26 protein-coding genes are annotated in these 20,855 nt (G+C 56.6%); 9 read left to right on the top strand and 17 right to left on the bottom strand.

Annotation, left to right across the window (positions count from 1 at the left end):
- Positions 1 to 10 precede the first annotated feature (10 nt).
- The 6 genes from RMR16_RS06130 to RMR16_RS06105 are packed head-to-tail and all read right to left on the bottom strand — an operon-like array spanning position 11 to position 3,638.
- Positions 11 to 1,699: a terminase large subunit gene (locus RMR16_RS06130; protein ID WP_320199878.1), complete on the bottom strand. Its 1,689-nt coding sequence runs from the start codon at positions 1,697 to 1,699 to the stop codon at positions 11 to 13.
- Positions 1,700 to 1,701: 2 nt separating this feature from the next.
- Positions 1,702 to 2,019, bottom strand: a complete 318-nt coding sequence (locus tag RMR16_RS06125) for a phage head closure protein (protein ID WP_432354464.1) — start codon at positions 2,017 to 2,019, stop codon at positions 1,702 to 1,704.
- The gene (locus RMR16_RS06120) at positions 2,019 to 2,426 is read right to left on the bottom strand and encodes a DUF3168 domain-containing protein (RefSeq protein WP_320199880.1); all 408 of its coding nucleotides are present in this window, start codon (positions 2,424 to 2,426) and stop codon (positions 2,019 to 2,021) included. Before RMR16_RS06120 ends, RMR16_RS06125 begins: the two co-directional genes overlap by 1 nt.
- Entirely contained in the window at positions 2,426 to 2,938 is a 513-nt protein-coding gene (locus tag RMR16_RS06115) for an HNH endonuclease (RefSeq protein WP_320199881.1), read from the bottom strand. Before RMR16_RS06115 ends, RMR16_RS06120 begins: the two co-directional genes overlap by 1 nt.
- Complete coding sequence (locus RMR16_RS06110) at positions 2,935 to 3,339, bottom strand: HK97-gp10 family putative phage morphogenesis protein (RefSeq protein ID WP_320199882.1); 405 nt, start codon at positions 3,337 to 3,339, stop codon at positions 2,935 to 2,937. Before RMR16_RS06110 ends, RMR16_RS06115 begins: the two co-directional genes overlap by 4 nt.
- Positions 3,336 to 3,638, bottom strand: coding sequence for a head-tail connector protein (locus RMR16_RS06105; protein ID WP_320199883.1), 303 nt, complete (start codon positions 3,636 to 3,638; stop codon positions 3,336 to 3,338). The genes RMR16_RS06110 and RMR16_RS06105 overlap by 4 nt, the downstream gene beginning before the upstream one ends.
- Before the next feature lie 158 nt (positions 3,639 to 3,796).
- Between RMR16_RS06105 and RMR16_RS06100 the strand changes: the two genes are divergently transcribed.
- Entirely contained in the window at positions 3,797 to 4,306 is a 510-nt protein-coding gene (locus RMR16_RS06100) for a hypothetical protein (protein ID WP_320199884.1), read from the top strand.
- A 128-nt stretch (positions 4,307 to 4,434) separates the two neighbouring features.
- The gene (locus tag RMR16_RS06095) at positions 4,435 to 4,617 is read left to right on the top strand and encodes a hypothetical protein (protein WP_320199885.1); all 183 of its coding nucleotides are present in this window, start codon (positions 4,435 to 4,437) and stop codon (positions 4,615 to 4,617) included.
- 44 nt (positions 4,618 to 4,661) lie between these two features.
- On the opposite strand, the gene RMR16_RS06090 is transcribed toward RMR16_RS06095, so the two are convergent.
- The 8 genes from RMR16_RS06090 to RMR16_RS06055 all read right to left on the bottom strand — a co-directional run bounded on the left by RMR16_RS06090 (position 4,662) and on the right by RMR16_RS06055 (position 10,739).
- Positions 4,662 to 4,961 carry a helix-turn-helix domain-containing protein gene (locus tag RMR16_RS06090; RefSeq protein WP_320199886.1) on the bottom strand — a complete coding sequence of 100 codons (300 nt, stop codon included), beginning with the start codon at positions 4,959 to 4,961 and terminating at the stop codon, positions 4,662 to 4,664.
- A complete protein-coding gene (locus RMR16_RS06085) occupies positions 4,958 to 5,512 on the bottom strand; it encodes a hypothetical protein (protein WP_320199887.1) in 555 nt (184 codons plus the stop codon). The genes RMR16_RS06090 and RMR16_RS06085 overlap by 4 nt, the downstream gene beginning before the upstream one ends.
- Positions 5,513 to 5,526: 14 nt before the next feature.
- On the bottom strand, positions 5,527 to 6,000 hold the full coding sequence (locus RMR16_RS06080; RefSeq protein ID WP_320199888.1) for a hypothetical protein: 474 nt from the start codon (positions 5,998 to 6,000) through the stop codon (positions 5,527 to 5,529).
- A gap of 66 nt (positions 6,001 to 6,066) precedes the next feature.
- On the bottom strand, positions 6,067 to 7,224 hold the full coding sequence (locus tag RMR16_RS06075; RefSeq protein WP_320199889.1) for a phage major capsid protein: 1,158 nt from the start codon (positions 7,222 to 7,224) through the stop codon (positions 6,067 to 6,069).
- A gap of 3 nt (positions 7,225 to 7,227) precedes the next feature.
- Positions 7,228 to 7,812, bottom strand: coding sequence for an HK97 family phage prohead protease (locus tag RMR16_RS06070; RefSeq protein WP_320199890.1), 585 nt, complete (start codon positions 7,810 to 7,812; stop codon positions 7,228 to 7,230).
- A 238-nt stretch (positions 7,813 to 8,050) separates the two neighbouring features.
- Positions 8,051 to 8,374: a gene transfer agent family protein gene (locus RMR16_RS06065; RefSeq protein WP_320199891.1), complete on the bottom strand. Its 324-nt coding sequence runs from the start codon at positions 8,372 to 8,374 to the stop codon at positions 8,051 to 8,053.
- On the bottom strand, positions 8,367 to 9,608 hold the full coding sequence (locus RMR16_RS06060) for a phage portal protein (protein ID WP_320199892.1): 1,242 nt from the start codon (positions 9,606 to 9,608) through the stop codon (positions 8,367 to 8,369). Before RMR16_RS06060 ends, RMR16_RS06065 begins: the two co-directional genes overlap by 8 nt.
- Before the next feature lie 96 nt (positions 9,609 to 9,704).
- Positions 9,705 to 10,739, bottom strand: a complete 1,035-nt coding sequence (locus RMR16_RS06055) for a hypothetical protein (protein WP_320199893.1) — start codon at positions 10,737 to 10,739, stop codon at positions 9,705 to 9,707.
- Positions 10,740 to 11,164: 425 nt separating this feature from the next.
- On the opposite strand from RMR16_RS06055, the gene RMR16_RS06050 reads away from it, so the two are divergent.
- On the top strand, positions 11,165 to 11,611 hold the full coding sequence (locus RMR16_RS06050; protein ID WP_320199894.1) for a VOC family protein: 447 nt from the start codon (positions 11,165 to 11,167) through the stop codon (positions 11,609 to 11,611).
- A gap of 70 nt (positions 11,612 to 11,681) precedes the next feature.
- A complete protein-coding gene (locus RMR16_RS06045; protein WP_413786001.1) occupies positions 11,682 to 12,212 on the top strand; it encodes a lipocalin family protein in 531 nt (176 codons plus the stop codon).
- 70 nt (positions 12,213 to 12,282) lie between these two features.
- Here the strand turns inward: RMR16_RS06045 and RMR16_RS06040 are convergent, their stop codons facing one another.
- Complete coding sequence (locus tag RMR16_RS06040) at positions 12,283 to 13,179, bottom strand: PhnA-like protein (protein WP_320199895.1); 897 nt, start codon at positions 13,177 to 13,179, stop codon at positions 12,283 to 12,285.
- Positions 13,180 to 13,348: 169 nt separating this feature from the next.
- A complete protein-coding gene (locus RMR16_RS06035) occupies positions 13,349 to 14,221 on the bottom strand; it encodes an ATP-binding protein (protein WP_320199896.1) in 873 nt (290 codons plus the stop codon).
- A gap of 231 nt (positions 14,222 to 14,452) precedes the next feature.
- Here RMR16_RS06035 and yajC point away from each other — a divergent pair, with 231 nt between their 5' ends.
- The 5 genes from yajC (at position 14,453) to RMR16_RS06010 (ending at position 19,290) form a co-directional block, all read left to right on the top strand.
- Positions 14,453 to 14,809 (top strand): preprotein translocase subunit YajC, encoded by a 357-nt coding sequence (gene yajC / locus RMR16_RS06030; RefSeq protein WP_320199897.1) that lies wholly within the window; start codon positions 14,453 to 14,455, stop codon positions 14,807 to 14,809.
- A 61-nt stretch (positions 14,810 to 14,870) separates the two neighbouring features.
- On the top strand, positions 14,871 to 17,453 hold the full coding sequence (gene secDF / locus RMR16_RS06025) for a protein translocase subunit SecDF (protein ID WP_320199898.1): 2,583 nt from the start codon (positions 14,871 to 14,873) through the stop codon (positions 17,451 to 17,453).
- Positions 17,453 to 17,845 carry an Mth938-like domain-containing protein gene (locus RMR16_RS06020; protein WP_320199899.1) on the top strand — a complete coding sequence of 131 codons (393 nt, stop codon included), beginning with the start codon at positions 17,453 to 17,455 and terminating at the stop codon, positions 17,843 to 17,845. The genes secDF and RMR16_RS06020 overlap by 1 nt, the downstream gene beginning before the upstream one ends.
- An 18-nt stretch (positions 17,846 to 17,863) precedes the next feature.
- On the top strand, positions 17,864 to 18,712 hold the full coding sequence (locus RMR16_RS06015) for a phytoene/squalene synthase family protein (protein ID WP_320199900.1): 849 nt from the start codon (positions 17,864 to 17,866) through the stop codon (positions 18,710 to 18,712).
- Between the two features lie 92 nt (positions 18,713 to 18,804).
- Positions 18,805 to 19,290 (top strand): hypothetical protein, encoded by a 486-nt coding sequence (locus RMR16_RS06010; protein ID WP_320199901.1) that lies wholly within the window; start codon positions 18,805 to 18,807, stop codon positions 19,288 to 19,290.
- Here the strand turns inward: RMR16_RS06010 and trmFO are convergent.
- Entirely contained in the window at positions 19,239 to 20,711 is a 1,473-nt protein-coding gene (gene trmFO / locus RMR16_RS06005; RefSeq protein WP_320199902.1) for a methylenetetrahydrofolate--tRNA-(uracil(54)-C(5))-methyltransferase (FADH(2)-oxidizing) TrmFO, read from the bottom strand. The genes RMR16_RS06010 and trmFO overlap by 52 nt on opposite strands.
- Positions 20,712 to 20,855: the final 144 nt, after the last annotated feature.

Here is a 20,855-nt window from a genome sequence, read left to right as displayed (position 1 = left end):
GGTGTCTCCGTTAAAAGATCAGCAATCCGTCGCTGCGCTCTTCGCTGTCATAGATGGAACGGGTGTCTTCCCCGGTGGAGGCACGGGCAACGGCCATGGCGGCAGCAACTGCACCGTCAATCTTGTCGCGGGACTTGCCCTTATGGAAACTCTTGTTCCCGGCCTTGTCGGTTTCAACGGCAATATTATCGAAGTTCCAGCGCAAGACCGGATGCCCGCCATGCCGCAAGCGACCTGCGATGATAGCGCGTTCCAGCTCTTTGATGGCCGGTGCCATCGTCACCCAGCCCTGCCGCATCTCGATTGCGGGATAGCCGTCTTCAAGCAGGTTGTTGAGCATGTTACGGGCAAGATGCGGATCGAATGCGATCTCTCGGACTTGGAAGCGTTCGCATATCTCGCGAATGGTGTCTTCCACGGCACGGAAGTCCACGACATTGCCGTTGGTCGGTTCGATATAACCTTCATCTGCCCATGTCGGATAAGGCACGTTGTCGCGCTCGGCACGGCGATAGAGATTATCGGCTGGGCAGAAATACCATGGATAAACGAAATAGCCGTCTTCGCCGTCACGCCATGCGGCGACGATCACGGTCAAATCCGAATTGCTGGAAAGGTCCACTGCCAGCCAGCACGGTTCATGCTCCAGCTCGGAAATATCAAAGGCAGCAGCACCCTTGTCATAGATGGACATTTCCACAAACGGGTCAGAGGAATGCCCCAGCCAGACATTCAGGTGAAGCTGACGAAACGCTTCCCGGTCGGCAGGGCGCTGGGCTGCTTCACGGGCAAGCTGGCGAAGACCACCGATGTCAGGATAGCCATGTATGAGACCGGGGTTTGCGGCTTTCCAGACCTCCTCATCCTGCCAATCGGCGTCCGGGGAAGTCTCGAATAGGATGGGCAGCGTTGCAGGATCATAGACCTTTCCGGCTGCAACATCGCGGGCGTACTGGATAACCTCATGGCCGATGTTTTCCTGCCCACGTCCTGCCGTGGTGATGACGATGCAGAGAGAGTTCGGCACTTTCACAAGGCCGGTTCTGATCACGTCCCAGAGATCGCGCTTCTTATGAGCGTGGATTTCGTCAACCAGCGCGAAGACAGGGGTGCGTCCGTGCTGGGTTCCGGCATCATTCGACAGGCTTTCGAGGAAAGAGCCGTTCGGGAAGGTCAGCCGGTTTTTGTATTCTTGCACCTTGATCGTGTTGCCAGCGTCAAAGCGGCGAGTGCCTTGGCCCTTCCGCCATAGGTCCTCACTGCCTGAACGGATGATGCTTTCCGCCTCGGTGAAGGCAAGCTTGGCTTGTTTGCGGTCGGCAGCAGCGGTTAGGACTTCGCCACCGGGAACCGCTTCCGGTCCCATGGTGTGGAGAAGAGCAAGTGCGGCACCCAGCGACGTCTTGCGGTTCCCACGCGGTAGCAGGATCGTGGCCTGTTTGATGGTGCGATTGCCATTCTCATCACAAGGCCCGTAGATTTGGCGGACGATGCGTTCCTGCCAAGGGTCTAGCTGAAATGCGCGATCTGGCAATTTCGATTTCGGATGCTTCAAGCTGCGCAGGAAGTCCACGGCCCTCTGACCATATCCCAGCGGGTCAGGGATTTCCGGGAATGGATTATAAGTCTTGGAACTCGTGATCTCAGTTGCACAAGCTGCCTCTGCCGCTTTGGCTTTTTTCTTGATGATGAGAACCATGATCAGACCCCCACCGCCACGCAACGAAGCTCCAGCCCCTCACGGCGTCCCAGCTCCTTGATCTCTTTCACGTCATAGGTCTGTCCCTGTTCGGTGACACGATCTGCAACCTTGAAGCCATCACGATGCCGGATGCGGAAAATGACAGCGGTTTCCCCGGTTGATCCGAATGAGCGCATGAATTCTTCGGTGGTGGATTGCACGAGCTGAGCGCGAACGGTGGCGATCTCGGTCCAGCCCTCGGTCTGGGTGCCGTAGTCGTCAACGGTGATTGCATGGCGTTCGATGGTTATTGTCTTATCGAGTTTACCGGCGCGCATCATGCCACCTCCGAAACGAGTGCGGTCAGGGAGATGAGGCCGTGCGAGTGGATACCGTTCGGGTCGCGCATAAACCGGCTGGAAGTGATGCGGAGGTCAGCAACATGCAGGCCTGTGGCGGTCCATCTGGTATCGGCCAGGGTTTCACGGATGGCACCCGCCACCTGTTTCGAGAAGACGAGGCCGGTTTCCTTCTGCCAGATGTGCAAATCCACAAACACCTCGTGGCGCATACGGGCAACATCACCACCGGGAACGGTCTGACCTTCACCCAGCAGAATTGAGGGGAATGCAGCCGGGATGCCGTTGCGGTCCACGATGTTGGCGGCAGGAACCAGCGAGGTCAGTGCCGATGCTGCCACGAGACGGACGCGGATGGCCTTCTGGAGTTCAAGCGATGGTTCCATCACGCTGCCCTCGCAAATGCGCCGTGGTGATCCTTTGCAGCAAACATATATGCGGCGTGGGCCTCGGCGGCGCTGTCAAATGTTCCGAGATATCGCGTCACCCGCTTATGAACGAATTGCGCGATGTAACGAAGGCCGTTGGCGCTAAGACTGACACCCTTTGGAAGCGTCTTGCCCCTGCGCAAACGAGTGTTGGCGATGTTCTGTGAGCGCGTCGCCTCGCGGATATTCTTGAAACGGTTGTTGGACGGCTGGCCGTCTTCGTGATCCAGCTCTGAGGGGTCGTTGTCGCCGGTCATGTAAAACCAAGCCAGACGGTGAGCGAGGTATTCGGTCCCGTCAACTTTGATGCGAACATATCCCAACTTGTCGGATCGGCCTGCTACGTCACCGATCTGAACGCGAGTGCTGGTGCGAACTAGCCACGTCCAAACTCCGGTCAATGGATCGTAGTGCAGGACCTCATGAAGACGGTCTAGGGCGATATTGATGGGCTTGGCTTTAGTCGTCATTTCGCGTCCCTCACAGCTTTGCTGATGGCTCGTTTAATGCGGCTTGCCATCTTCTTTTTCATCAGCCGGTATCCGGGCCAAAAATACGGCTGTGCGGCAGCGGTGGCGGTTCCATATTCCACGAGGTGCGGATATCTCACGTCCGTGTTTCCCACCGTCACCAGCACCTCGTTTTCCTTGGCTGTGCGGGAGCCTCCCGGCTGGCTGTATGCTGGAGTAGTTTCCCCCGGCAGGGTGACGGCAATCGACTTCTGGAGGTCGCCGCTATCGCGTGGGGCAAGGATGCGCTGCATGGTGGCGAGGTCCTGCCCAGCTTTAGCCAGTGCAGGCTGCACCGCTGCTTTCACAGCGCGGGGAATGGCATCAAGACGGCGCTTCAATCGGTCGCTTTGCTGGCTCAAAACACGTACTCCCGATATGCGGCGATGAGCTGCCAGACGCCGAACGGGATTTCCTCGGCGCTGATGCCCACGAGCGAGGCTTCCCGGTTTTCGTAGAAGTGGCCGGTGAGCTGGAGAATGGCTTCCTTCACATCGTCGGGAACGCCTGCCGAACCTGTGAAGCCCGATGCCAGCGAAAACCCCAGCAGCTTCTCTACATGCGCCTCGGCGGCGTTGATCTTGGTCTGAATGAGCGCATCGTCATCCGTCGAGGTGACGTTCAGGTGCTCTTTCGCGGCAGACAATTGAACGATGCTCATGTGCGGTTCTCCGAATTTTGGTGCAAATCGTGCGCGTGTCTCCCTACGCCGGTTCCCAATGATCTCTCGAAAGTTTGGCTACACCCCCCGCTTAGCTTGCGTACCGCTGGAGACGTGCGATAGCTTCCAAAGAAACTTTGGATTGGGGGAATGGAAAAATGGATTTCAGTCAGATTGAGGGGCTGATGGGCCTTGCAAGCACCGCGTTGGGTATGACGGGTAAAGCTGCGGAGACCGCCCAAACAATCAAAGGTCTTCTTTCTTCGGGGAAAACGCCCGATAATTCCGAAGCTGCTCGGCTCATCAGCGATCTTGCGACGCAACTTACGGCGGCGAACATGACCAACGTCCAACTCAGCGAGGCTCTTAGAACTGTCGTCAGGGAGTTGAGGAGCCACGATGACCACGAACGGCAGTTGGCAAGATACGAACTGTTTCAGACAGAACTGGGGGAGATGGTCTACAAACTCAGGGATGACATGGCTGAGGGTCAACCTATACACTTCATCTGTCCTGTCTGCCTTAACAGAGATAAGCAGTTCATATTTATTCGGGGAAATGGAGACATTAGGGCTTGCCAAGCGCACCCCAGAGATCATCATTTTGCGTTCCGCCACACGCCGCGTCAGACGGTGGCCCGAACTCGTCGTGGTCCAAGCAGGATCTGAAAGTACGCCATTTGTCATGAGCGCCTCTCAAGGGATTGCAGCGGGCCATCGTGGCAAGGTTGGCAGGCTGGCACCCACTTAGATCTGTCCCAGAATATGGCCTTGTCCCCACGATGCGGGGTGGAGTGATGGACTACGGTGGCGGGCTGGCCGCAACGGGCGCAATCTGGGTGTTTGGCAAGGAAGCCTTTGCGGGCTGTTTCCCACTTGCTGTCGTATCCGCGCTGGCGAGAGCTGGGGCGCTTCTCATCAAATGCCGCCTTGCGTTCACGGTCACGGGTAATGATGTGCTGGCAGCGTTCCCCAGATGACAGGACGCATCCACAGGCTCGGATCGATGGGGCGCGATACGGCATCAGAAGCTCATCTCCATGCAGGCCAGACGAATAAGTCGCTTTGCTGGCTCTGATGCGACGGCTGGTTCCGAAGGGGAGAGTGAGGGACGTACAGAGGGGTCTCCAATCCGCACGATATCCAGCTCGTAGCCCATCACCGCCAAAATTCGTTCAAGCTTGTCCATGTCGATGGTGTTGCCGCCCTCAAGAAATCGGCGGAAGGTGCTGCGGTTGACATCGGCAGCAGCGGTCACACCTCGCTGAGACAAACCGTTCTCGATCATGATCTCTCTCACGAGTTTGGCAAAATCGGTTTTCATGCTGCTTCCTTTCGTGTCCCAAATCCGGCGAAGACCGTGCGGAATTTCTCTTCCAGCGGGCGGTCATCTTTCGGGGTTTCCTTGGCACTGGAGCCGAAGATTGCTTTCAGCATCTCCATCCGGCCTTTGTTCGCTTCGATGATTTCTGCGGGTGTGGCGTCCAGCGTGGTTTCGGGTGGCCACCCCAGCCAGCCGGCTCCGATGCGATAGAGGCCTGTCAGGTAGTCCGCGAAAGGCTGAGGCTTTCCCGTGGCCTTGCCTTTGACCGCGGGTTCGTTAGGGTCGATGCCGGTGCATTGAAGGACGTAAGCTGTGAGGCTGGGCTGTAGTCGTGCCAACTCATCGAATACGCGGTTTTCAAGAAACAGCATCCCATCGGCATGGGGTTCAATGATCGTGAGGGCAGCGGTCAGACTGCCATCTGAAATATCGGCAAGAAGCTGGCGGAATGATCCGGGTCGGCGTTCCAACTGCATGGCGTAGCGGAGCGATGGCCGAAGCTCTATCTCCGTCTTTGCAATTGTCACGATGATGGGTTCCGCCAGCTTCATGATGCAATCTCCGCTTACGTGGCCGAAGCCAAGACTTCGATGATTGCGCCGGAGATGGCGAGGCTGAATGTCGTCTGCACGATGTTGTCAGCATCACCGAAGCTGTTCTTGCGGCTGGCGACGATGGCCGAAAAATAGAAGACAGAATTTTTCGGGCTTGCACCGGCTGCGGGCTTATCGTTCAGCTCCACTTTGAAGTTGTATGCGAACGAGGTGCCTTCGGCGGCGACCAGTGCGGCATAGCCCGGATCGGCACTATCGCGATAAACAACCAGCTCGATTTGGCCGTTATCGCGACTTCCTTTGACCTTCTTGACGTACGGCTGATCTACGATCTTGGCCGTAACGATCTCGCTCTCGCTACCCGCCTCTCCCACGTCTGCAATGCTTCCAATCGGGGTGAAAACATCGCCAGCATATGCGACGGCGGTGGTGAAGGCAGCGGTGGTGCCGATACTGACTTTTGTCAGGGCTGTCGTGGTAATCATTTAGGGGGTTCCTTCGAAAACAATAGGAAAGAGGGATGCGGCGGGTTTCCCCGCCACTGGCACCGATTAGGACGCGGCGACCTTGACCTTCACGAAGCGGTCAGGATGGGTGACATCAGCGCCGACACGTTTGCGGGCGTGGAAACGGGTGATGCCGTTGGTGGCCTTGGTGAATGGGTCCACGAGAACGGAGACGCCGACGCGGTCCACGATGCGGTAGCCGGAGAAGTCGCCAAACACGATTGGGAATGCACCCGCTGCGATGCTTGGCATGTCTACGGCTTCGATGATGGGGCGACCGAGAAGCGTGGAAGGCGCACCCACTTGAAGTGATGGCTGCCACAGGTAAGCACCCTGAGCATCTTTGAGCTTGCGGATGCTGGCGAGGGTCGTGCGGTTCATCAGCCATGCGCCGTTCTGGGCATAGACGGATGGCAGCTTGGACATGGCATCGATCAGAAGATCAGCCGGTGCCGTTCCCAGAGTGGCGGCAGCGCCCGTGACAATCTGCTGGATGCCCGTGGCCTGCAAGATGCCCTTCGGCTTGCCTGCACCGTCACCATTGACGAATGCCGCACCTTCCTTGACGCCGAAGTCTTCCGCGAACGATGTGCGGAGTTCGCCTTCCACGTCATATGCGGCATCTTCCAGAAGCTGCTTGGACACGTCCACGAACGTGGCGAGTTCGAACGGGGTCAGCGTGACCTGTCCGAAGGTCATGGTGCTTTCGGGGCGATCTTCGATTTCCGAAACCCACTGTGCGTTCGTGCCGGTGAGCTTTTTCGGATAGCGGATTTCCGGTCCCGCGATCTGCATCACGCGGGCGTAGGCGCGGATAGGGCTGTATTCCACCACGGTGCGGAGAATTTCGTTGCCGTATTCCGGGGGTGCCAGGTATCCCGCCGATGCGTCGGTTGCGACCGTCAGCGCACGCTGTTCTTCCGCGTTGAGGGCAGCGGCACCACGGCGAAGATAGACACCGAAGGCAAGGGCATCTGCTGTGGGTTCGTTGCGCTGTTCCTGCTGGGTGCCGGGACGGTTAAGTCGCGTTTCCATGGAAGCCAGACGTTCAGTGAGGCTGCGCACTTCGGTCTGGTGAGCTGTATGCCGCTCGTCTGCTGCTGCGCGGAGTTCTTCAACGGCCTGCGTTGCGATGGCAAGGGGGTCGTCTTCGCGTGTCTCAATCGGCAACGCCGAACGGACTTCGATCTTTTCATGCTTCATGGTTCAATCCTTTCGAAGCGTTGCGATTGCGCTGTTCACGGCGCGGGTGAAGGCCGAAAGTTCCCCGGCTGACCGCACCTGTTTGATGCGGGCATTGCCTGCACTCGGCAGGGCAACCAGAGAGATTTCGACCAATTCAATATCGGTGAGGATGCGGAGACCATTTGCCCCGCGTTCGGCGGTACGTGCGCGGAAGCCGATGGACAGGCCATTGAGCGCACCGGCCTTGAGGAGAGCGTGGGCTTCCTTGCCGCGTGTGGTTTCGGTGATGAGCCTGCCGGTTACAGCGAGGCCGGTGGCGTCTTCCCGAATGTCGGTCCAAACACCAATGATTTCGTCAGTTCGGTGCGACCACAGCATCGGTGGACGTATGTTGCGGGTCTGATGCTCTGACAGAGTGCGGGTGAATGCCCCGCGCTTAACGATCTCATTGAAGCTGTTGCGCTCATCAAATACGGCAGCGTGGCCGGTGAAGACACCATCGTCATCGGCAGCAGAAAACCGAATGTCGAAGTCCAGCGCCTCACGGGTCTGGGTTTCGCGGGCTTCAAACGGCGTATTTGCAAGTAATGTCTCGGATACCGTCATTTAAGCGATCCTTCCCCATCGGTGTTGCCAACCGAAGGCGTTCGGTAGGGCGATGCGTGATTTGGTCAGACCCAAAACCGGCGTCAGTTTCATGAGGGCGCGGTGTACGGCATCTGTTTTGTTCTTCTCGATTGTGGCGTCGGGGAACGTAAGCTCCGCTAGTTCTGCGGTGGTGAAGCGTCGGCTAGGTTCATGCTCAAATGCGGCGATGATAGCCCGCTGTACTTTCCCCGGACCCTTACTCATCAGCAGCGACCTTTCCGAACATGAGAACGTCAATGATGGGGAGTGCTTTGCCGTACAGCTCCGTGACGGACATGCGGGGCGTGTAGGTTTTCACGAGCGCATCAGCCTCTTCCGGGTCCATGCCGCCACCGATGAGGCCCAGACGGATGACTTCTGTGAGTTCGATGAAACGGAAGTCACTGGCGTAGAAGCGGCGGGACAGGCCACCGATGCCAGACGCTGTTTTCCGCTCCAGCTCCAGCACAAGGTCTGGGGTGATGCGGAAGTCATATTCGGCATCCCCGAAAAACTGGCGATGTACGGGCAGCTCATTCATCGGCTTTGCCCTCGGTCTTCGGTGTCTTGTCGGTCGTGGTGTAGGGGTTCTGGAGAACGTTGCCGTCTGGGAGCGGTGCAAGGTTCAAACCGGCGCGGACCTCATTGGCGGTCAGCACTCCAGCGGCGCGGTATGCGGAATATGCGGTGGCGCGGCTGGCGAAGTCTGATTTCAGAAGTGCGTCGGTCAGATGCTCGACATAAATCTCGTCGCGATCTTCCGGGGCGATCAGCTTGAGTGTGACTTCGCTTTCCCAGCGGCTGAGCCATGGTGACAGGCTGTAGGTCAGGAACTGCTGTCCGCCTGTTTCAGCGTTTGCCCATGTCTGGCGGGAATAATCCATCAACAGCACGGGAGGGACGCGAAGGATGCGAGCAACCTCTGTGATGGCAAGTGCCCAGATTTCGAGGAACTGGCTGTCTACGGAATTGAAGCTAAGGGGCGTGAATGATCCGCCTTCTTCCAGCACGGCGGTGCCACCTGAGTTGCTTCCACCCGTTGCGGCCTGCCACGAGGCTTTGATGCGCTTGGCGACTTCTGCACCCAGCTTTTGCGGGAAGGACAGGATGCCAGAGGGACGGCCACCATTCTTGAAAAGGAGGCAAGCGTGCTGCTGGAGCGTGATCAGAAGGCCGATGGCATCTTTGGCTTGCAGCAAAGGGCTTTTGCCGGAAACGTTGTTCATGCAAAGCGGAGACGGGGCGCGGAGGTGGAGCATGTCGCGGAAGTCGATGAACCGTGATCCGCTGCCGATGTTGACGCGGTAACGGGGTTCCCCTGTCAGGGTGTCGATTTCGATGGTGACAGTGCTGGGGTGGATGCGGTGCAGTTCGCGAGGCTTCTTGTCGCCGTCCCGCACGATCTCGGCAAACCCGCCTGCATCATAGCAGATGGCATCGGCGGTCAGCAGTTCTCTGAGTTGTGGCCCACGAGTCCACGGATTGGCATCACCGTTCAGCAGCCGGGAAGCGATGTGATCCGCGTTGCGTTCGCGGGAGCCATCGGCAGCGCGGGAGTAGGTATGCAGGGGAAGAATGGAAACGGCTTCGGAGATCGCACGGACGCCAGCGGCAACCGCAGGAACCTTGAAAGCGCTTTCGGGGCTGACTACGATCCCAGCGGCTGAGGGTGTTGCCCCAAACAGTTCAAGCAGCCAGCCATCAGGTGTGGCTAAGCTGCGTTGCTCGTCCGCTTTTGCGGTTGCTGTCTCTGTCTTTTTTCCGAACCCGAACATGTTGTCACCCGATTGAGAAGGTGACATTTCTTATAGTTGGTTTTTTTCGAGCCGCATCAAGTACATTATAGGGCGGTACAAATCTAAGACCGGATGCTAAAGCATATTGTCAATCGAATTTGATAATTCTTTTCGGGATTTCCATGAAGATACAAAGTTAGGGTCTATGAATGCAATTAACTGCACTTGATCTTCACTGAGATTATCGAAGTTTACGTGGTCGCGATGCTTGGGCCAAAGGCTTCTAAAGTGGTTTTCATAATCAGCTTCGGTGTACGGCATACCACATTCCGCGCGAAGTTCTTTGAGTTCCTCGTATGTCGGTATGAAAGCCTCGGTGCCATCCTCCTCACGCTGCTGCCGGTAAATCTCAGCAGTTAATCGAAACTCCCGCTCGGCACCGCTGATTTCACGAGCCGGGGAAACAGCTTTCGGGGAGAAGTAAGTCGGCACATGGCTGACCTCTTTGGCGGGGGAGGTCTTTTCGCGGGAACCCCTGATGATCTCAGCATCAGTCCAGCCACGCTTATTCCGTTGGCGAATGGTGGAGCCGTCTACTCCTTGCAGCTTAGCGAGGCGGGAAGCCGTATAGACTTCATTGGTATCGGGATCTCGGAAGATAAGTGTGTCGCTCTTATTGTTGTTCTGAGTTCTCCGGTCTGCCCACGCCACCTTTCCTTCGGCATAGTCGGGATCAGGGTTATTCACGCGATCAACTGTAGCGCCCTGCGCAGGTATGGGACCGACTTTGCGTAGGTAGGATCGGAAATCCTCAAAGGCGGGATCGACGGCAATGCCTTTGTCGTTGAGCCGGGACTTCATGTTTCTGTGGCTGTTCGCCTCGTTTTTGTACTTCTTGCGCAACTCCATTTTGGTCAAGTTTTCGCAATCCGTTATGTGATCGCGGGGGGGTGATATCAGGATTTTCTCACCAGCGTGACATGTGACATCGGGTTTACTTCTGAGCGTGACATCGGCTGTGATGGGTGCTAGCGAAAACGTATATGAGACAGGGGTTTGGAAAGGTAAAAAGCTTGAGAAAACTTGTCCTGTCACCTGAGAAAATTGACCTGCAACCATCATTTTAGAAGGGTTGACTTCGATAGTCATTTCATCAATATTCGTTGTCATTGACGGTCCTCTGATTGGTTTCGTTGATGGATTGAAGCACTCCCTCCAGAGCGTGCAACACGACTATTAGAAATGCCTCGGTCACCATCCGGGGCATTTCTATTTGAAGAAAACTCATGGGGCATCGACACCCAAACGCAAGATGGGTGGTCTGCGAAGTGGGCCAGAACGGTTAGCAGATTTTCCGAAAAGCCTTTTTGTTTCAAAGGCGAGGTTTTGTAGGGTTAGCAAGAATAACCCATTGAAAACGTTATCTAGTGGTAGAACCCTAGGGCGTACCACTTGGGTCTTCCCCAAAACACAAATATGCATATGCGCGATGCAACGTATTGCTTTGCGATCAAAGACGTCGCGGGTTTCTTTCCGGGTTGATTGTTCCGCCAGTAATCTGAAACTGGAGGGTGGAGATTCGGGAGGAGAAACATATGACATCAAGCGTACCGTTTTCGCTGGTTGGGATAGATCATGTCGTTCTGTTGGTGGACGATATGGACAAGGCGCTAGACTTTTATCATCAGGTCATGGGCTGCCGCCCCGGATACACCTATCCTGCACTGGGCATGGAGCAGGTGTGGTGCGGCGCATCGCTGATCGTGCTGTGGGATACGACCCATCCCGGCGCTAAAAACGCGGTGCCACCCGTGGTTGGCGGGCGCAATGTCGACCACATCTGCATCGCGACCGGTCCGTTTGAACATGACGCGCTGCGTGCACATCTGAAAAGTCACGGTGTAACGATCCATCGCGAGGCGATGCATGGTGGTGCACGCGGCATGGGCCACTCCTTTTATATACATGATCCGTTCGGCAATATACTGGAGATCAAAGGACCGGCGGAATATCCGGACGGGCGGGCAGTTGCGCCGTCTTGAGGGGAGGATGCAACTGGCAATCCAATGGCGCGTTTATTTCAGCACGTGAAACCTTACGGGAGTTGCCAGCATGATCAAATCCATCCGTTCCATCGGCGTTATGCTTGCGCTGTGCAGCGCGAGTTCTTTTTTTGCGACCCAGGCACGCGCCGAACCAGCGGTGGTGCGGACGGATATGTCCCATTATCAGGGCACATGGCTGGAAATTGGCAGAACACCCATGCGGCTGACGGATGGTTGCGTGGCGGGTTTCACCACATATAAGCGGGGAGATGCGCCCAATCAGGTGCGTGTGCAGGATGGTTGCCGTGAGGGAACACCGCAAGGAAAACTGAAAACCATCGACGGCATCGGGACTTTGACTGATTCCAAGACCACCAAAGCGAAGCTGAGGGTTCGATATCCGCTGCTGATTACCTTCAACTATTGGGTCCTCTACAAATCACCGGACCGCAGCTGGTTCATCAGCTCCAATCCCAGTATGGAAAATCTGTGGATCTATGCCCGCACCGTTCCCTCCAAGGCCAAGCTTGCCGTGATGGTGCGCAAGGCAAAAGAACTTGGCTACGACACGACAAAGCTCGAATTTCCAAAATTCTGAATTCAGCACTTAAAATGATAATGCCCGCGACGAACGCGGGCATTTTTTTTGAGCGCTATTCGCCGTGTCCTTATTCAACGGCGGTTTCACGGCGCTCAGTACGAGCAGCACCGATTCTGCCGCCGACGAGCGATGCAATGGCACCGATCAGAAGTGCGCCGAACGCCACGTAGGATCCAGTGGAAACGGCAGTCGCTGTTGCCTGAGCCGCCTGCGTTGCGCGGACCTTGGCCTGCTCAACGGCTTCACGATACTGGGTTTCGTACTGGGTCACCTGCTGGCGGGCCTGATCCACCGGAATGCCCTGAGCGCGAGCCAGTGCGTCGGCCGCACGGTTGCGCGCCTCATCTGCCTTGGCCGGATCGCCTGTCAGCACGGCACCAACAGCGCTGACAGCCGTGTCACGCAAAGCCTGTGGATCGTTGCCGCCGCTTGCTTCGCGAATACGCTGTTCAATGGTCGCGACGGGATTGGAGGCGTTTGCGACGGACGGTGCGACTGCGGTTGCAGCCGTGGCAATCGTGGAGCCAGCGCCAGAAAACACACTCGTGACACCGCTAAATGCGCCGCCGACCAAGGCGCCAACAGACGTGCTCAAGAGATAAAAGACGATAAGCGTCGTCACCGCCCATGTCGTCAAACCGTGCAGCGCGCCGGTGGAGCGGGAAGAGCGGCCCGAAAGGCGGCTTGCAACATATGCGCCGGTAAATGCGGCGATGATTCCGCTGACGATCACCCAGATCACCGATCCGCCGGAGAGCGTGGCAGCGGTTGGTGTGTCGTTATGTGCCGGGTCAATGACGCCAGCGCCGATGGCCAACCCCAAAATATTGAGCAGCAAATGCAGCGTTAAAGCAATCGCCACACCGGCGAACACGCCGCCCCAGGAGACCCTTGAAATCGATTCCGGCAAAACCAAGCCGCTGACGCCTGCTGGTGAGCCTACATATCTTGCCTGATCCGTCATTTTTCTCTCCTGTATCAACACGCGGCTTTCGCGCCTGCCAACAACGGCGAGCAGATCGGTTGGTTCCGCGTGTGAACAGGAAATACTCAAATACTCTTGGAGCGCACCTGTTGCTCTATAAGCCTTTCTTTTCAAATGGTTGTAATCGTCGAGTGTTGCTGGGGCAGGTTTAGAGAACCATTGGCTTTCTCAAGCGCCCTGCCGTATCCTGTATATATTGCCAGGCCACGCGCCCGGACCGGCCGCCGCGGGTGGTTGCCCATTCCAGCGCCTCGTGGTGAAGCCTTTCGCGCGAAAGGCCTAGATCGAAGTATTCGGCATAACCATCGATCATCGTCAGATAGTCATTCTGACTGCATTTGTGGAAACCGAGCCACAGGCCAAAACGGTCAGAAAGTGAGACTTTTTCCTCGACTGCTTCAGACGGATTGATGGCAGTGGACTGCTCGTTTTCCATCATGTGGCGCGGTAGAAGATGACGACGGTTCGAGGTGGCGTAAAAGAGGACGTTTTCTGGACGGCCTTCGATACCACCATCCAGCGCGGCTTTAAGAGACTTATAGGCCGTGTCGTCATGGTCGAAGGACAGGTCATCACAGAAGAGAATGACGCGCTGATCGGCGGATTTGAGAATCTCCAGCAGGGCAGGGAGGGTGTGAATATCCTCACGGTGTACTTCCACCAGCTTCAGCGCAACGCCGCTGGCTGCTCGCACGTCTTCGTGAACAGCTTTGACCAGCGATGATTTACCCATGCCGCGTGCGCCCCACAAAAGCACGTTGTTGGCGGCAAACCCCTCGGCGAAACGCAGGGTGTTTTCGTGGAGAATATCGCGCACGTGATCCACACCGCGAATGAGCTTGAGTGCGATGCGGTTGGGACGCGCCACCGGTTGCAGCCACGCGTTGGCTGGAACCCAGACGAAGCAATCGGCGCTATTCCAGTCGTTTACGGCTGGTGCAGGTCCGGCCAGCCGCTCCAGTGCAGTCGCCAGACGGCGTACCTCGGACAGCAGAGCCAGGTTTGTTTCTTCTGGTGTCATCGTCAAAATCTCCTGCAAACCATCGCGCCGCGTTTATGCTGCATCAGGGCGGCATAAGAGTAGAATTTCTGTGGGTTAGCATGGTGTTTCACGCCTCGAAAGGTTATGAGGCGTGGAAACGGTACGGCGTGGCCTGTGTATCTGTTGCATTCTAAGGGATCGCAACTATATTCCGGCGGCTTGAAAGCCAGCCAGTGGCTGAGACTGTGCCTGAAATCTGAGGAGTTATTTATGTTGATTAGCCAAGCTTTTGCCCAGGATGGAGCAGCTGCACCGTCTGCCTTCGGTTCTGGCCTCGAGATGCTTTTCCTGTTCGCCCCGCTAATGGTCGTCTGGTATTTTTTCCTGATCCGTCCACAGCGCGCGCAGTTGAAGAAGCGTCAGGAAACACTGACCGCGATTCGTCGCGGTGATCAGGTCGTTCTCGGCGGCGGTATCGTTGGCAAGGTGACCAAGGTTATCGACGACAGTGAACTGGAAGTCGAAATTGCCGAAGGCGTAAAGGTCCGCGCTTCGCGCACGTACATCGCCGAAGTCCGCGTCAAGGGTGAGCCGGTGAAGACCGAAGCGCCAGCAAACGCAAAGTAATAAAAGCAGGTTGCGGCAAACGCAGCCTGGGTTCTGACACCCAACCTTGACCGAGACATAAATGCTTCATTTTTCCCGCTGGAAAACAGCCTTTATCTGGCTGGCCGTGCTTATAAGCGTCGTTATCGCTTCTCCAAACCTGTTCACCGACAAGCAATTGGAGGGCATGCCAAACTGGTACAAGCATAACAAGGTAACGCTTGGTCTCGACCTTCAGGGTGGCTCCCACATCATGCTCAAGATCGAGCGTTCCGACATTGTGAAGGAACGTCTCGAAACCATTGTGGGCGATGTTCGTACCCAGCTGCGCGATGCCAATATCAAGTATTCCGGCCTCGCTGGTAACGGCCAGCAGATTCAGGTTCGCATCAGCGATCCTGCACAATATGAGGCTGCAAAGACCGCTCTGCGCGATCTGACGCTGCCCGTTTCATCCGGCACGCTGGTTGGCACCTCCATCACGGAAGTGACGATGAGCGACGGTGGCGACAGCCTGCTGCGCCTCAACCTGACGGATGACGGCATTGCTTACCGCCTGTCGTCTGCTGTTTCCCAGTCCATCGAAGTCGTTCGCCGCCGCGTGGACGAAGTCGGCACGACAGAACCGCTGATCCAGCGTCAGGGCTCGGACCGTATCATCGTGCAGGTTCCGGGTTTGCAGGATCCGCAGCGTTTGAAATCGCTGTTGAACCAGACCGCGAAGCTTTCGTTCCGCATGGTCGATACCACGATGCCAGCCCAGGAAGCGATCAATGGTCGTCCGCCTGCAACATCGGAAGTGCTGTATTCGCAGGATGATCCGCCAGTTCCTTATCTGGTCGAGCGCCGCGCACTTGTATCGGGCGACAACCTTGTCGACTCGCAGGCAAGCTTCAACCAGCAGAACAACGAGCCGGTTGTGACCTTCCGCTTCGACAGCCGTGGTGCACAACGTTTTGCGCAGGCAACACAGCAGAATGTCGGCAAGCCATTTGCAATCGTTCTCGACAATCAGGTTATTTCCGCGCCGGTGATCCGCGAACCGATCATCGGTGGTTCCGGCCAGATTTCCGGCAACTTCTCGGTTCAGGGCGCAAACGACCTTGCCGTTCTGCTGCGTGCGGGTGCGCTTCCGGCAACACTGACTGTTGTTGAAGAACGCACCGTCGGCCCGAGCCTTGGTAGCGACTCGATCAATGCCGGTCTGATGGCAAGCGCCATCGGCGCCATCGGCGTCGTGATCTTCATGTTCATTTTCTACGGCTTCTTCGGCCTGCTGGCGAACATCGCGCTCATCGTCAACATCGTCATGCTGTTGGCTGTACTGAGTATCATCGGCTCCACTCTTACCTTGCCGGGTATCGCCGGTATCGTTTTGACGATTGGTATGGCGGTGGATTCCAACGTTCTGATTTATGAGCGCATTCGTGAAGAGGTTCGAAGCGGTAAACCGTTGATTTCATCGCTGGAGAACGGGTTTACCCGCGCTTTTGCGACGATCATGGACGCGAATATAACGACTCTTATCGTTGCCAGCGTTCTGTTCTACATGGGCACCGGACCGGTCAAGGGCTTTGCGGTTACGCTTGCCGTTGGTATCATCACCACCGTTTTCACCGCTTATACATTGACCGCATGGATGTTTGGCGTGTGGGTTCGCAAGAGCCGTCCAAAGCATCTGCCAAAGGGCATTCGCACCGCGGTATTTGATGGGAAAGACATTCCCTTCATGCGTTATCGCCGCTACGTGTTCATTCTCAGTGGCGCGATTATGCTTGTGTGTATTGGCGGCTTTGCCACCAAGGGCCTTAATCTGGGCATCGACTTCCAGGGCGGCTCGGTTATCGAAGTCAAGGCGAAACAGGGTGATGCCGATATTGCGGATATCCGTGACCGCCTGAGCCAGTTGAACCTCGGTGAAATTCAGGCGCAGGGCTTTGGTACGTCACAAGACGTGTTGATCCGCATTCAGGCGCAAGATGGCGGCGAAAATGCCGAGCAGTCTGCGATTACGCTGGTGCGCGGCGAACTTGAGGATAAATACGAGTTCCGTCGCGTGGAGGTGGTTGGCCCTGCCGTTTCTGGCGACCTTACCCTGACCTCGACCATCGGTATCGCACTCGCGATGTTCGCCATCATGATCTATATCTGGGTCCGCTTCGAATGGCAGTTCGCACTTGGTGCGATCATCTCCATGGTCCATGACGTGGTGTTCACCATCGGACTGTTCGTGTTCCTTGGTATCGAGTTCAATCTCACCAGTATCGCCGCGATCCTGACGATCATCGGTTACTCGTTGAACGATACGGTCGTCATCTATGACCGTATTCGCGAAAATCTGCGGCGTTACAAGAAGATGCCGATTTCGATGATTATCGACGTTTCGCTGAACCAGACATTGTCGCGCACGATCCTCACCGGTCTGACGGTGATGCTGGCGCTGCTTTCGCTCTATTTGTTCGGTGGCGAAGTCATCCGCTCCTTCACCTTCGCCATGCTGTTCGGTGTTGGTATCGGCGTCTTCTCGTCGGTCTACATCGCGGCCCCGGTACTCATCGCCTTCAAGCTTCGCTCAAGCGGCAATGATGCCGAGGACGAAAAGGCTGATGCCAAGAACGGCACCATCGGCGGCAAAGACGCCGTTGGCGGCAAGCCGGCCATCTGATGGCAGGTGGTATAGAAATACGCCCGGCCCATTTTCCCGGCCGGGCGCCTATCGATGCTTACGGCAATGGCGGTTTTCGTTTTGCGGAGATGTCGCATCGCGGTTCGCTTCTTTGTGTCCCGTCCGGCATTCATGGCTGGCATGTCGAAGATGCGTCGCAGCTGACGGTCTCCGATTTTTCCAGCATTATCGAGCAGGCAAGCGACATCGAGTTTCTGCTGATCGGCATGGGAGACACGATGCGTGTCGTTCCCAAGGAACTGAGACTGGCGTTGAAGGAAGCGGGCATCGCAGTCGATGCCATGAGTACGGGTGCCGCCGTGCGGACCTATAATATCATGCTTTCGGAATCGCGCTCCGTTGCGGCAGCGTTGATCGCCGTCGAAGGCTGAAAGAACGGAACGTCACAAATGACAGAGCCGACCGCAGAGCAGGACGCATGCCTTACCATGCTGCGCGAAACTGATCGCGATCGATATCTTGCCTGCCTTCTGGCCCCGCAAGACAAGCGCCCCGCTCTTGCCGCCCTTTATGCCTTCAACGCAGAAATCGCCCGCATTCGTGATCTTGTTCGCGAGCCGCTTCCCGGTGAAGTGCGGATGCAATGGTGGCGTGATCTGCTGGAAGGCAATCCGCATGGCGAAAGCCTTGCAAACCCGGTCGCCGCTTCTCTCTTAAACGCTATTGCCACGCACAGTCTGCCACGCCAGACTCTGATCAATATGATCGAGGCGCGGGTTTTCGATCTTTATGACGACGTGTTCGAAGACCGCAATGCGCTGGAAGGTTACGCCGGAGAAACCGCGTCGGCATTGATCCAACTGGCCAGCATCGTGCTTTCTTCGGACGACGCAAAAACGAGTGCGGAGGCCGCCGGTCATGCCGGTGTGGCGCAGGCGATGGCCGGTATGCTGTTGCTGATGCCGCTGCACAGGCGGCGAGGGCAGGTCTATGTTCCGCTGGATATGCTGTCTGCTGCTGGGCTGGATCGGGAAACCTTTCTGGAAGGCAAGGATGTTGCGAAAATCACTGTCGCCATCGAGATATTCAGTGGCCATGCGCTGAGCCATCTGGAAAAGGCGCGCAAGGTGCAGATACCGAAAACCGTGTTCCCGGCTTTCCTTCCTGTATCATTGGCAGGCCGTGTGATTGCCAATGCCAGACGGGCAGGTGCAGGTCTGTTCGAAAAGGATATTCAGCCGTCCCAGCTTGCCCGTCAGTGGCAGCTTGCCAAGGCATCATTTTCCAAACGGTTCTGATAGGCTCAATATTCGCACAAGGCTTGGTGGTTAAAAACCGGCACGTATGAGAATCTTGCCATCTCTAAGATGAGCCGCATGGAGCGACGCCGATGAACCCCGCAGTCTGGATACTCATTCTCGTTCCGCTTGGTTTTTTCGGCATGTATGTCTGGCGCATGAAGCGTGATCCCGACGAGGATGATCGTCACGATGCCGGCCAGGCGATTCTAGATTTTGCACGGGCGTTTCCGACGGAAGCCATCCGCAGTCTGCATATGACCGTTGACGGCAACGCCGTGTTCGTGCGCCTGCATGACAACAAGGCCGGATTCATGCGCAATATGGGCAAGCACCACGCCTGCATGATGATCGATCCTGAACGCATCACCGTCGAGCATCTGGAAACCGGCGACGGTTTTGTCGTGACCTTTATCGATAACCCGAAATATAGCGGTGCTTACCGGTTCAAATCCGCAGGCGAAGCCGCCGAAGTGTCGCTGTGGCTGCTCGGCAGCTATCTGGAAGCTGCCGAACATGTGGCCGATCAGGCCGCTGAAGACCCAGTCTCGACGCCGTCGCCAACCTCTTCCACCTGAGCGAAAACAGGCGCGGGAACGCCCAGCCATTCGGCGCAATCCGTCAGCGCGCGCACGGCCATCAATTGGCGCTTCATGATCGTCTTGTCCTTGCCACGGAAACGCTTGACGCCCTCTGGTCTTATGATTGAACCGGGTGCAAGTTCCGGGAAAAGCCCGAAATTCACATTCATCGGCTGGAATGAACGTTTACCCGGTTCTTCGTCGGTCGAAAGATGACCGCCGGTAATATGGTTCAGCAGCGAGCCAAGCGCTGTGGTGACGGGCGGCAGGCTAAGCGGTTCACCCTTGCGTTCCGCGCTGGCGAACCGTCCCGTGAGAAGACCGATGGACGCGCTTTCCACGTAGCCTTCACAGCCGGTGATTTGCCCTGCAAATCGCACCGACGGGCGGGATTTCAGCTTGAGTGATGCATCAAGCAATCTTGGTGAATCGATGTAGGTATTGCGATGCAGGCCACCGAGCCGCGCGAACTCCGCATTTTCCAAGCCCGGAATCATGCGGAAAATATCCGCCTGCGTGCCGTATTTTAGCTTTGTCTGGAAACCGACCATATTATAGAGCGTGCCGAGCGCGTTATCCTGACGCAACTGCACGACGGCGTAAGCTTTGACGGTCGGGTTGTGAGAGTTTGTCAGGCCCATGGGCTTCATGGGACCGTGGCGCAAAGTTTCGCGTCCGCGCTCTGCCATGATCTCGATCGGCAGGCAGCCATCGAAGTAAGGTGTACCTTCCCATTCTTTGAAGCCAACCGTATCGCCTGCAATCAGCGCGTCGATAAAAGCGGTATACTGCTCCTGCGTCATCGGGCAGTTGATGTAGTCCTTGCCGTTGCCGCCGGGGCCGACCTTGTCGTACCGCGATTGATACCAGCAGATATCCATATTGATGCTATCGCGATGGATGATCGGCGCGATGGCATCGAAGAAGGCGAGGGCGTCTTCGCCGGTTTCTTCCTGAATGGCAGCGGCCAGATCAGGCGATGTCAGAGGGCCGGTCGCAATGATGGTGTTGTCCCATTCTTTCGGCGGCAGACCGGAAATTTCCTCACGGATGATCGTGATCAGCGGGTGTGCTTCAAGCTCGTTCGTCACAGCCTCGGAAAAACCATCGCGGTCAACGGCCAGCGCACTGCCTGCTGGCACTTTGTGTTTATCCGCACACGCCATAATGAGCGAACCGGCAAGACGCATTTCCGCATGAATGACGCCAACAGCATTGGCCGTCGCATCATCAGAGCGGAAAGAATTGGAGCAGACGAGTTCGGCCAGCGAATCGCCCTTATGTGCATCCGTGCCGCGCACGCCGCGCATCTCATGCAGAATGACGGGAACGCCAGCCTGGGCAATCTGCCAGGCAGCTTCCGAACCGGCCAACCCGCCGCCGATGACATGAATGGGGGAATAGGTTTTATCTTGCATCGCGCACCTGCACCGCCACGCAGCACATGAGTGCATTCAGGCGGCCATGTTTGTTTGATTGTACGAGCCTTCCGGTTTCAGGAGGCTGTTTTGCGGATGCAGTATCATGGCAGGCGATGAGCGCCAAACATTTTCGATAGGTTT

This window comes from Agrobacterium sp. rho-13.3 (assembly GCF_033957765.2).
Taxonomy (GTDB): domain Bacteria; phylum Pseudomonadota; class Alphaproteobacteria; order Rhizobiales; family Rhizobiaceae; genus Agrobacterium.
The sequence above is the reverse complement of the archived record's forward strand: the minus strand, read 5'-3'. Positions and strand labels throughout refer to the sequence as shown.

Coding starts and splice junctions, on each gene's coding strand:
- RMR16_RS06130 (WP_320199878.1), bottom strand. CDS start 1,699: ATGGTTCTCATCATCAAGAAAAAAGCCAAAGCGGCAGAGGCAGCTTGT.
- RMR16_RS06125 (WP_432354464.1), bottom strand. CDS start 2,019: ATGCGCGCCGGTAAACTCGATAAGACAATAACCATCGAACGCCATGCA.
- RMR16_RS06120 (WP_320199880.1), bottom strand. CDS start 2,426: ATGGAACCATCGCTTGAACTCCAGAAGGCCATCCGCGTCCGTCTCGTG.
- RMR16_RS06115 (WP_320199881.1), bottom strand. CDS start 2,938: ATGACGACTAAAGCCAAGCCCATCAATATCGCCCTAGACCGTCTTCAT.
- RMR16_RS06105 (WP_320199883.1), bottom strand. CDS start 3,638: ATGAGCATCGTTCAATTGTCTGCCGCGAAAGAGCACCTGAACGTCACC.
- RMR16_RS06100 (WP_320199884.1), top strand. CDS start 3,797: ATGGATTTCAGTCAGATTGAGGGGCTGATGGGCCTTGCAAGCACCGCG.
- RMR16_RS06095 (WP_320199885.1), top strand. CDS start 4,435: ATGGACTACGGTGGCGGGCTGGCCGCAACGGGCGCAATCTGGGTGTTT.
- RMR16_RS06090 (WP_320199886.1), bottom strand. CDS start 4,961: ATGAAAACCGATTTTGCCAAACTCGTGAGAGAGATCATGATCGAGAAC.
- RMR16_RS06085 (WP_320199887.1), bottom strand. CDS start 5,512: ATGAAGCTGGCGGAACCCATCATCGTGACAATTGCAAAGACGGAGATA.
- RMR16_RS06080 (WP_320199888.1), bottom strand. CDS start 6,000: ATGATTACCACGACAGCCCTGACAAAAGTCAGTATCGGCACCACCGCT.
- RMR16_RS06075 (WP_320199889.1), bottom strand. CDS start 7,224: ATGAAGCATGAAAAGATCGAAGTCCGTTCGGCGTTGCCGATTGAGACA.
- RMR16_RS06070 (WP_320199890.1), bottom strand. CDS start 7,812: ATGACGGTATCCGAGACATTACTTGCAAATACGCCGTTTGAAGCCCGC.
- RMR16_RS06065 (WP_320199891.1), bottom strand. CDS start 8,374: ATGAATGAGCTGCCCGTACATCGCCAGTTTTTCGGGGATGCCGAATAT.
- RMR16_RS06060 (WP_320199892.1), bottom strand. CDS start 9,608: ATGTTCGGGTTCGGAAAAAAGACAGAGACAGCAACCGCAAAAGCGGAC.
- RMR16_RS06055 (WP_320199893.1), bottom strand. CDS start 10,739: ATGACAACGAATATTGATGAAATGACTATCGAAGTCAACCCTTCTAAA.
- RMR16_RS06050 (WP_320199894.1), top strand. CDS start 11,165: ATGACATCAAGCGTACCGTTTTCGCTGGTTGGGATAGATCATGTCGTT.
- RMR16_RS06045 (WP_413786001.1), top strand. CDS start 11,682: ATGATCAAATCCATCCGTTCCATCGGCGTTATGCTTGCGCTGTGCAGC.
- RMR16_RS06040 (WP_320199895.1), bottom strand. CDS start 13,179: ATGACGGATCAGGCAAGATATGTAGGCTCACCAGCAGGCGTCAGCGGC.
- RMR16_RS06035 (WP_320199896.1), bottom strand. CDS start 14,221: ATGACACCAGAAGAAACAAACCTGGCTCTGCTGTCCGAGGTACGCCGT.
- yajC (WP_320199897.1), top strand. CDS start 14,453: ATGTTGATTAGCCAAGCTTTTGCCCAGGATGGAGCAGCTGCACCGTCT.
- secDF (WP_320199898.1), top strand. CDS start 14,871: ATGCTTCATTTTTCCCGCTGGAAAACAGCCTTTATCTGGCTGGCCGTG.
- RMR16_RS06020 (WP_320199899.1), top strand. CDS start 17,453: ATGGCAGGTGGTATAGAAATACGCCCGGCCCATTTTCCCGGCCGGGCG.
- RMR16_RS06015 (WP_320199900.1), top strand. CDS start 17,864: ATGACAGAGCCGACCGCAGAGCAGGACGCATGCCTTACCATGCTGCGC.
- RMR16_RS06010 (WP_320199901.1), top strand. CDS start 18,805: ATGAACCCCGCAGTCTGGATACTCATTCTCGTTCCGCTTGGTTTTTTC.
- trmFO (WP_320199902.1), bottom strand. CDS start 20,711: ATGCAAGATAAAACCTATTCCCCCATTCATGTCATCGGCGGCGGGTTG.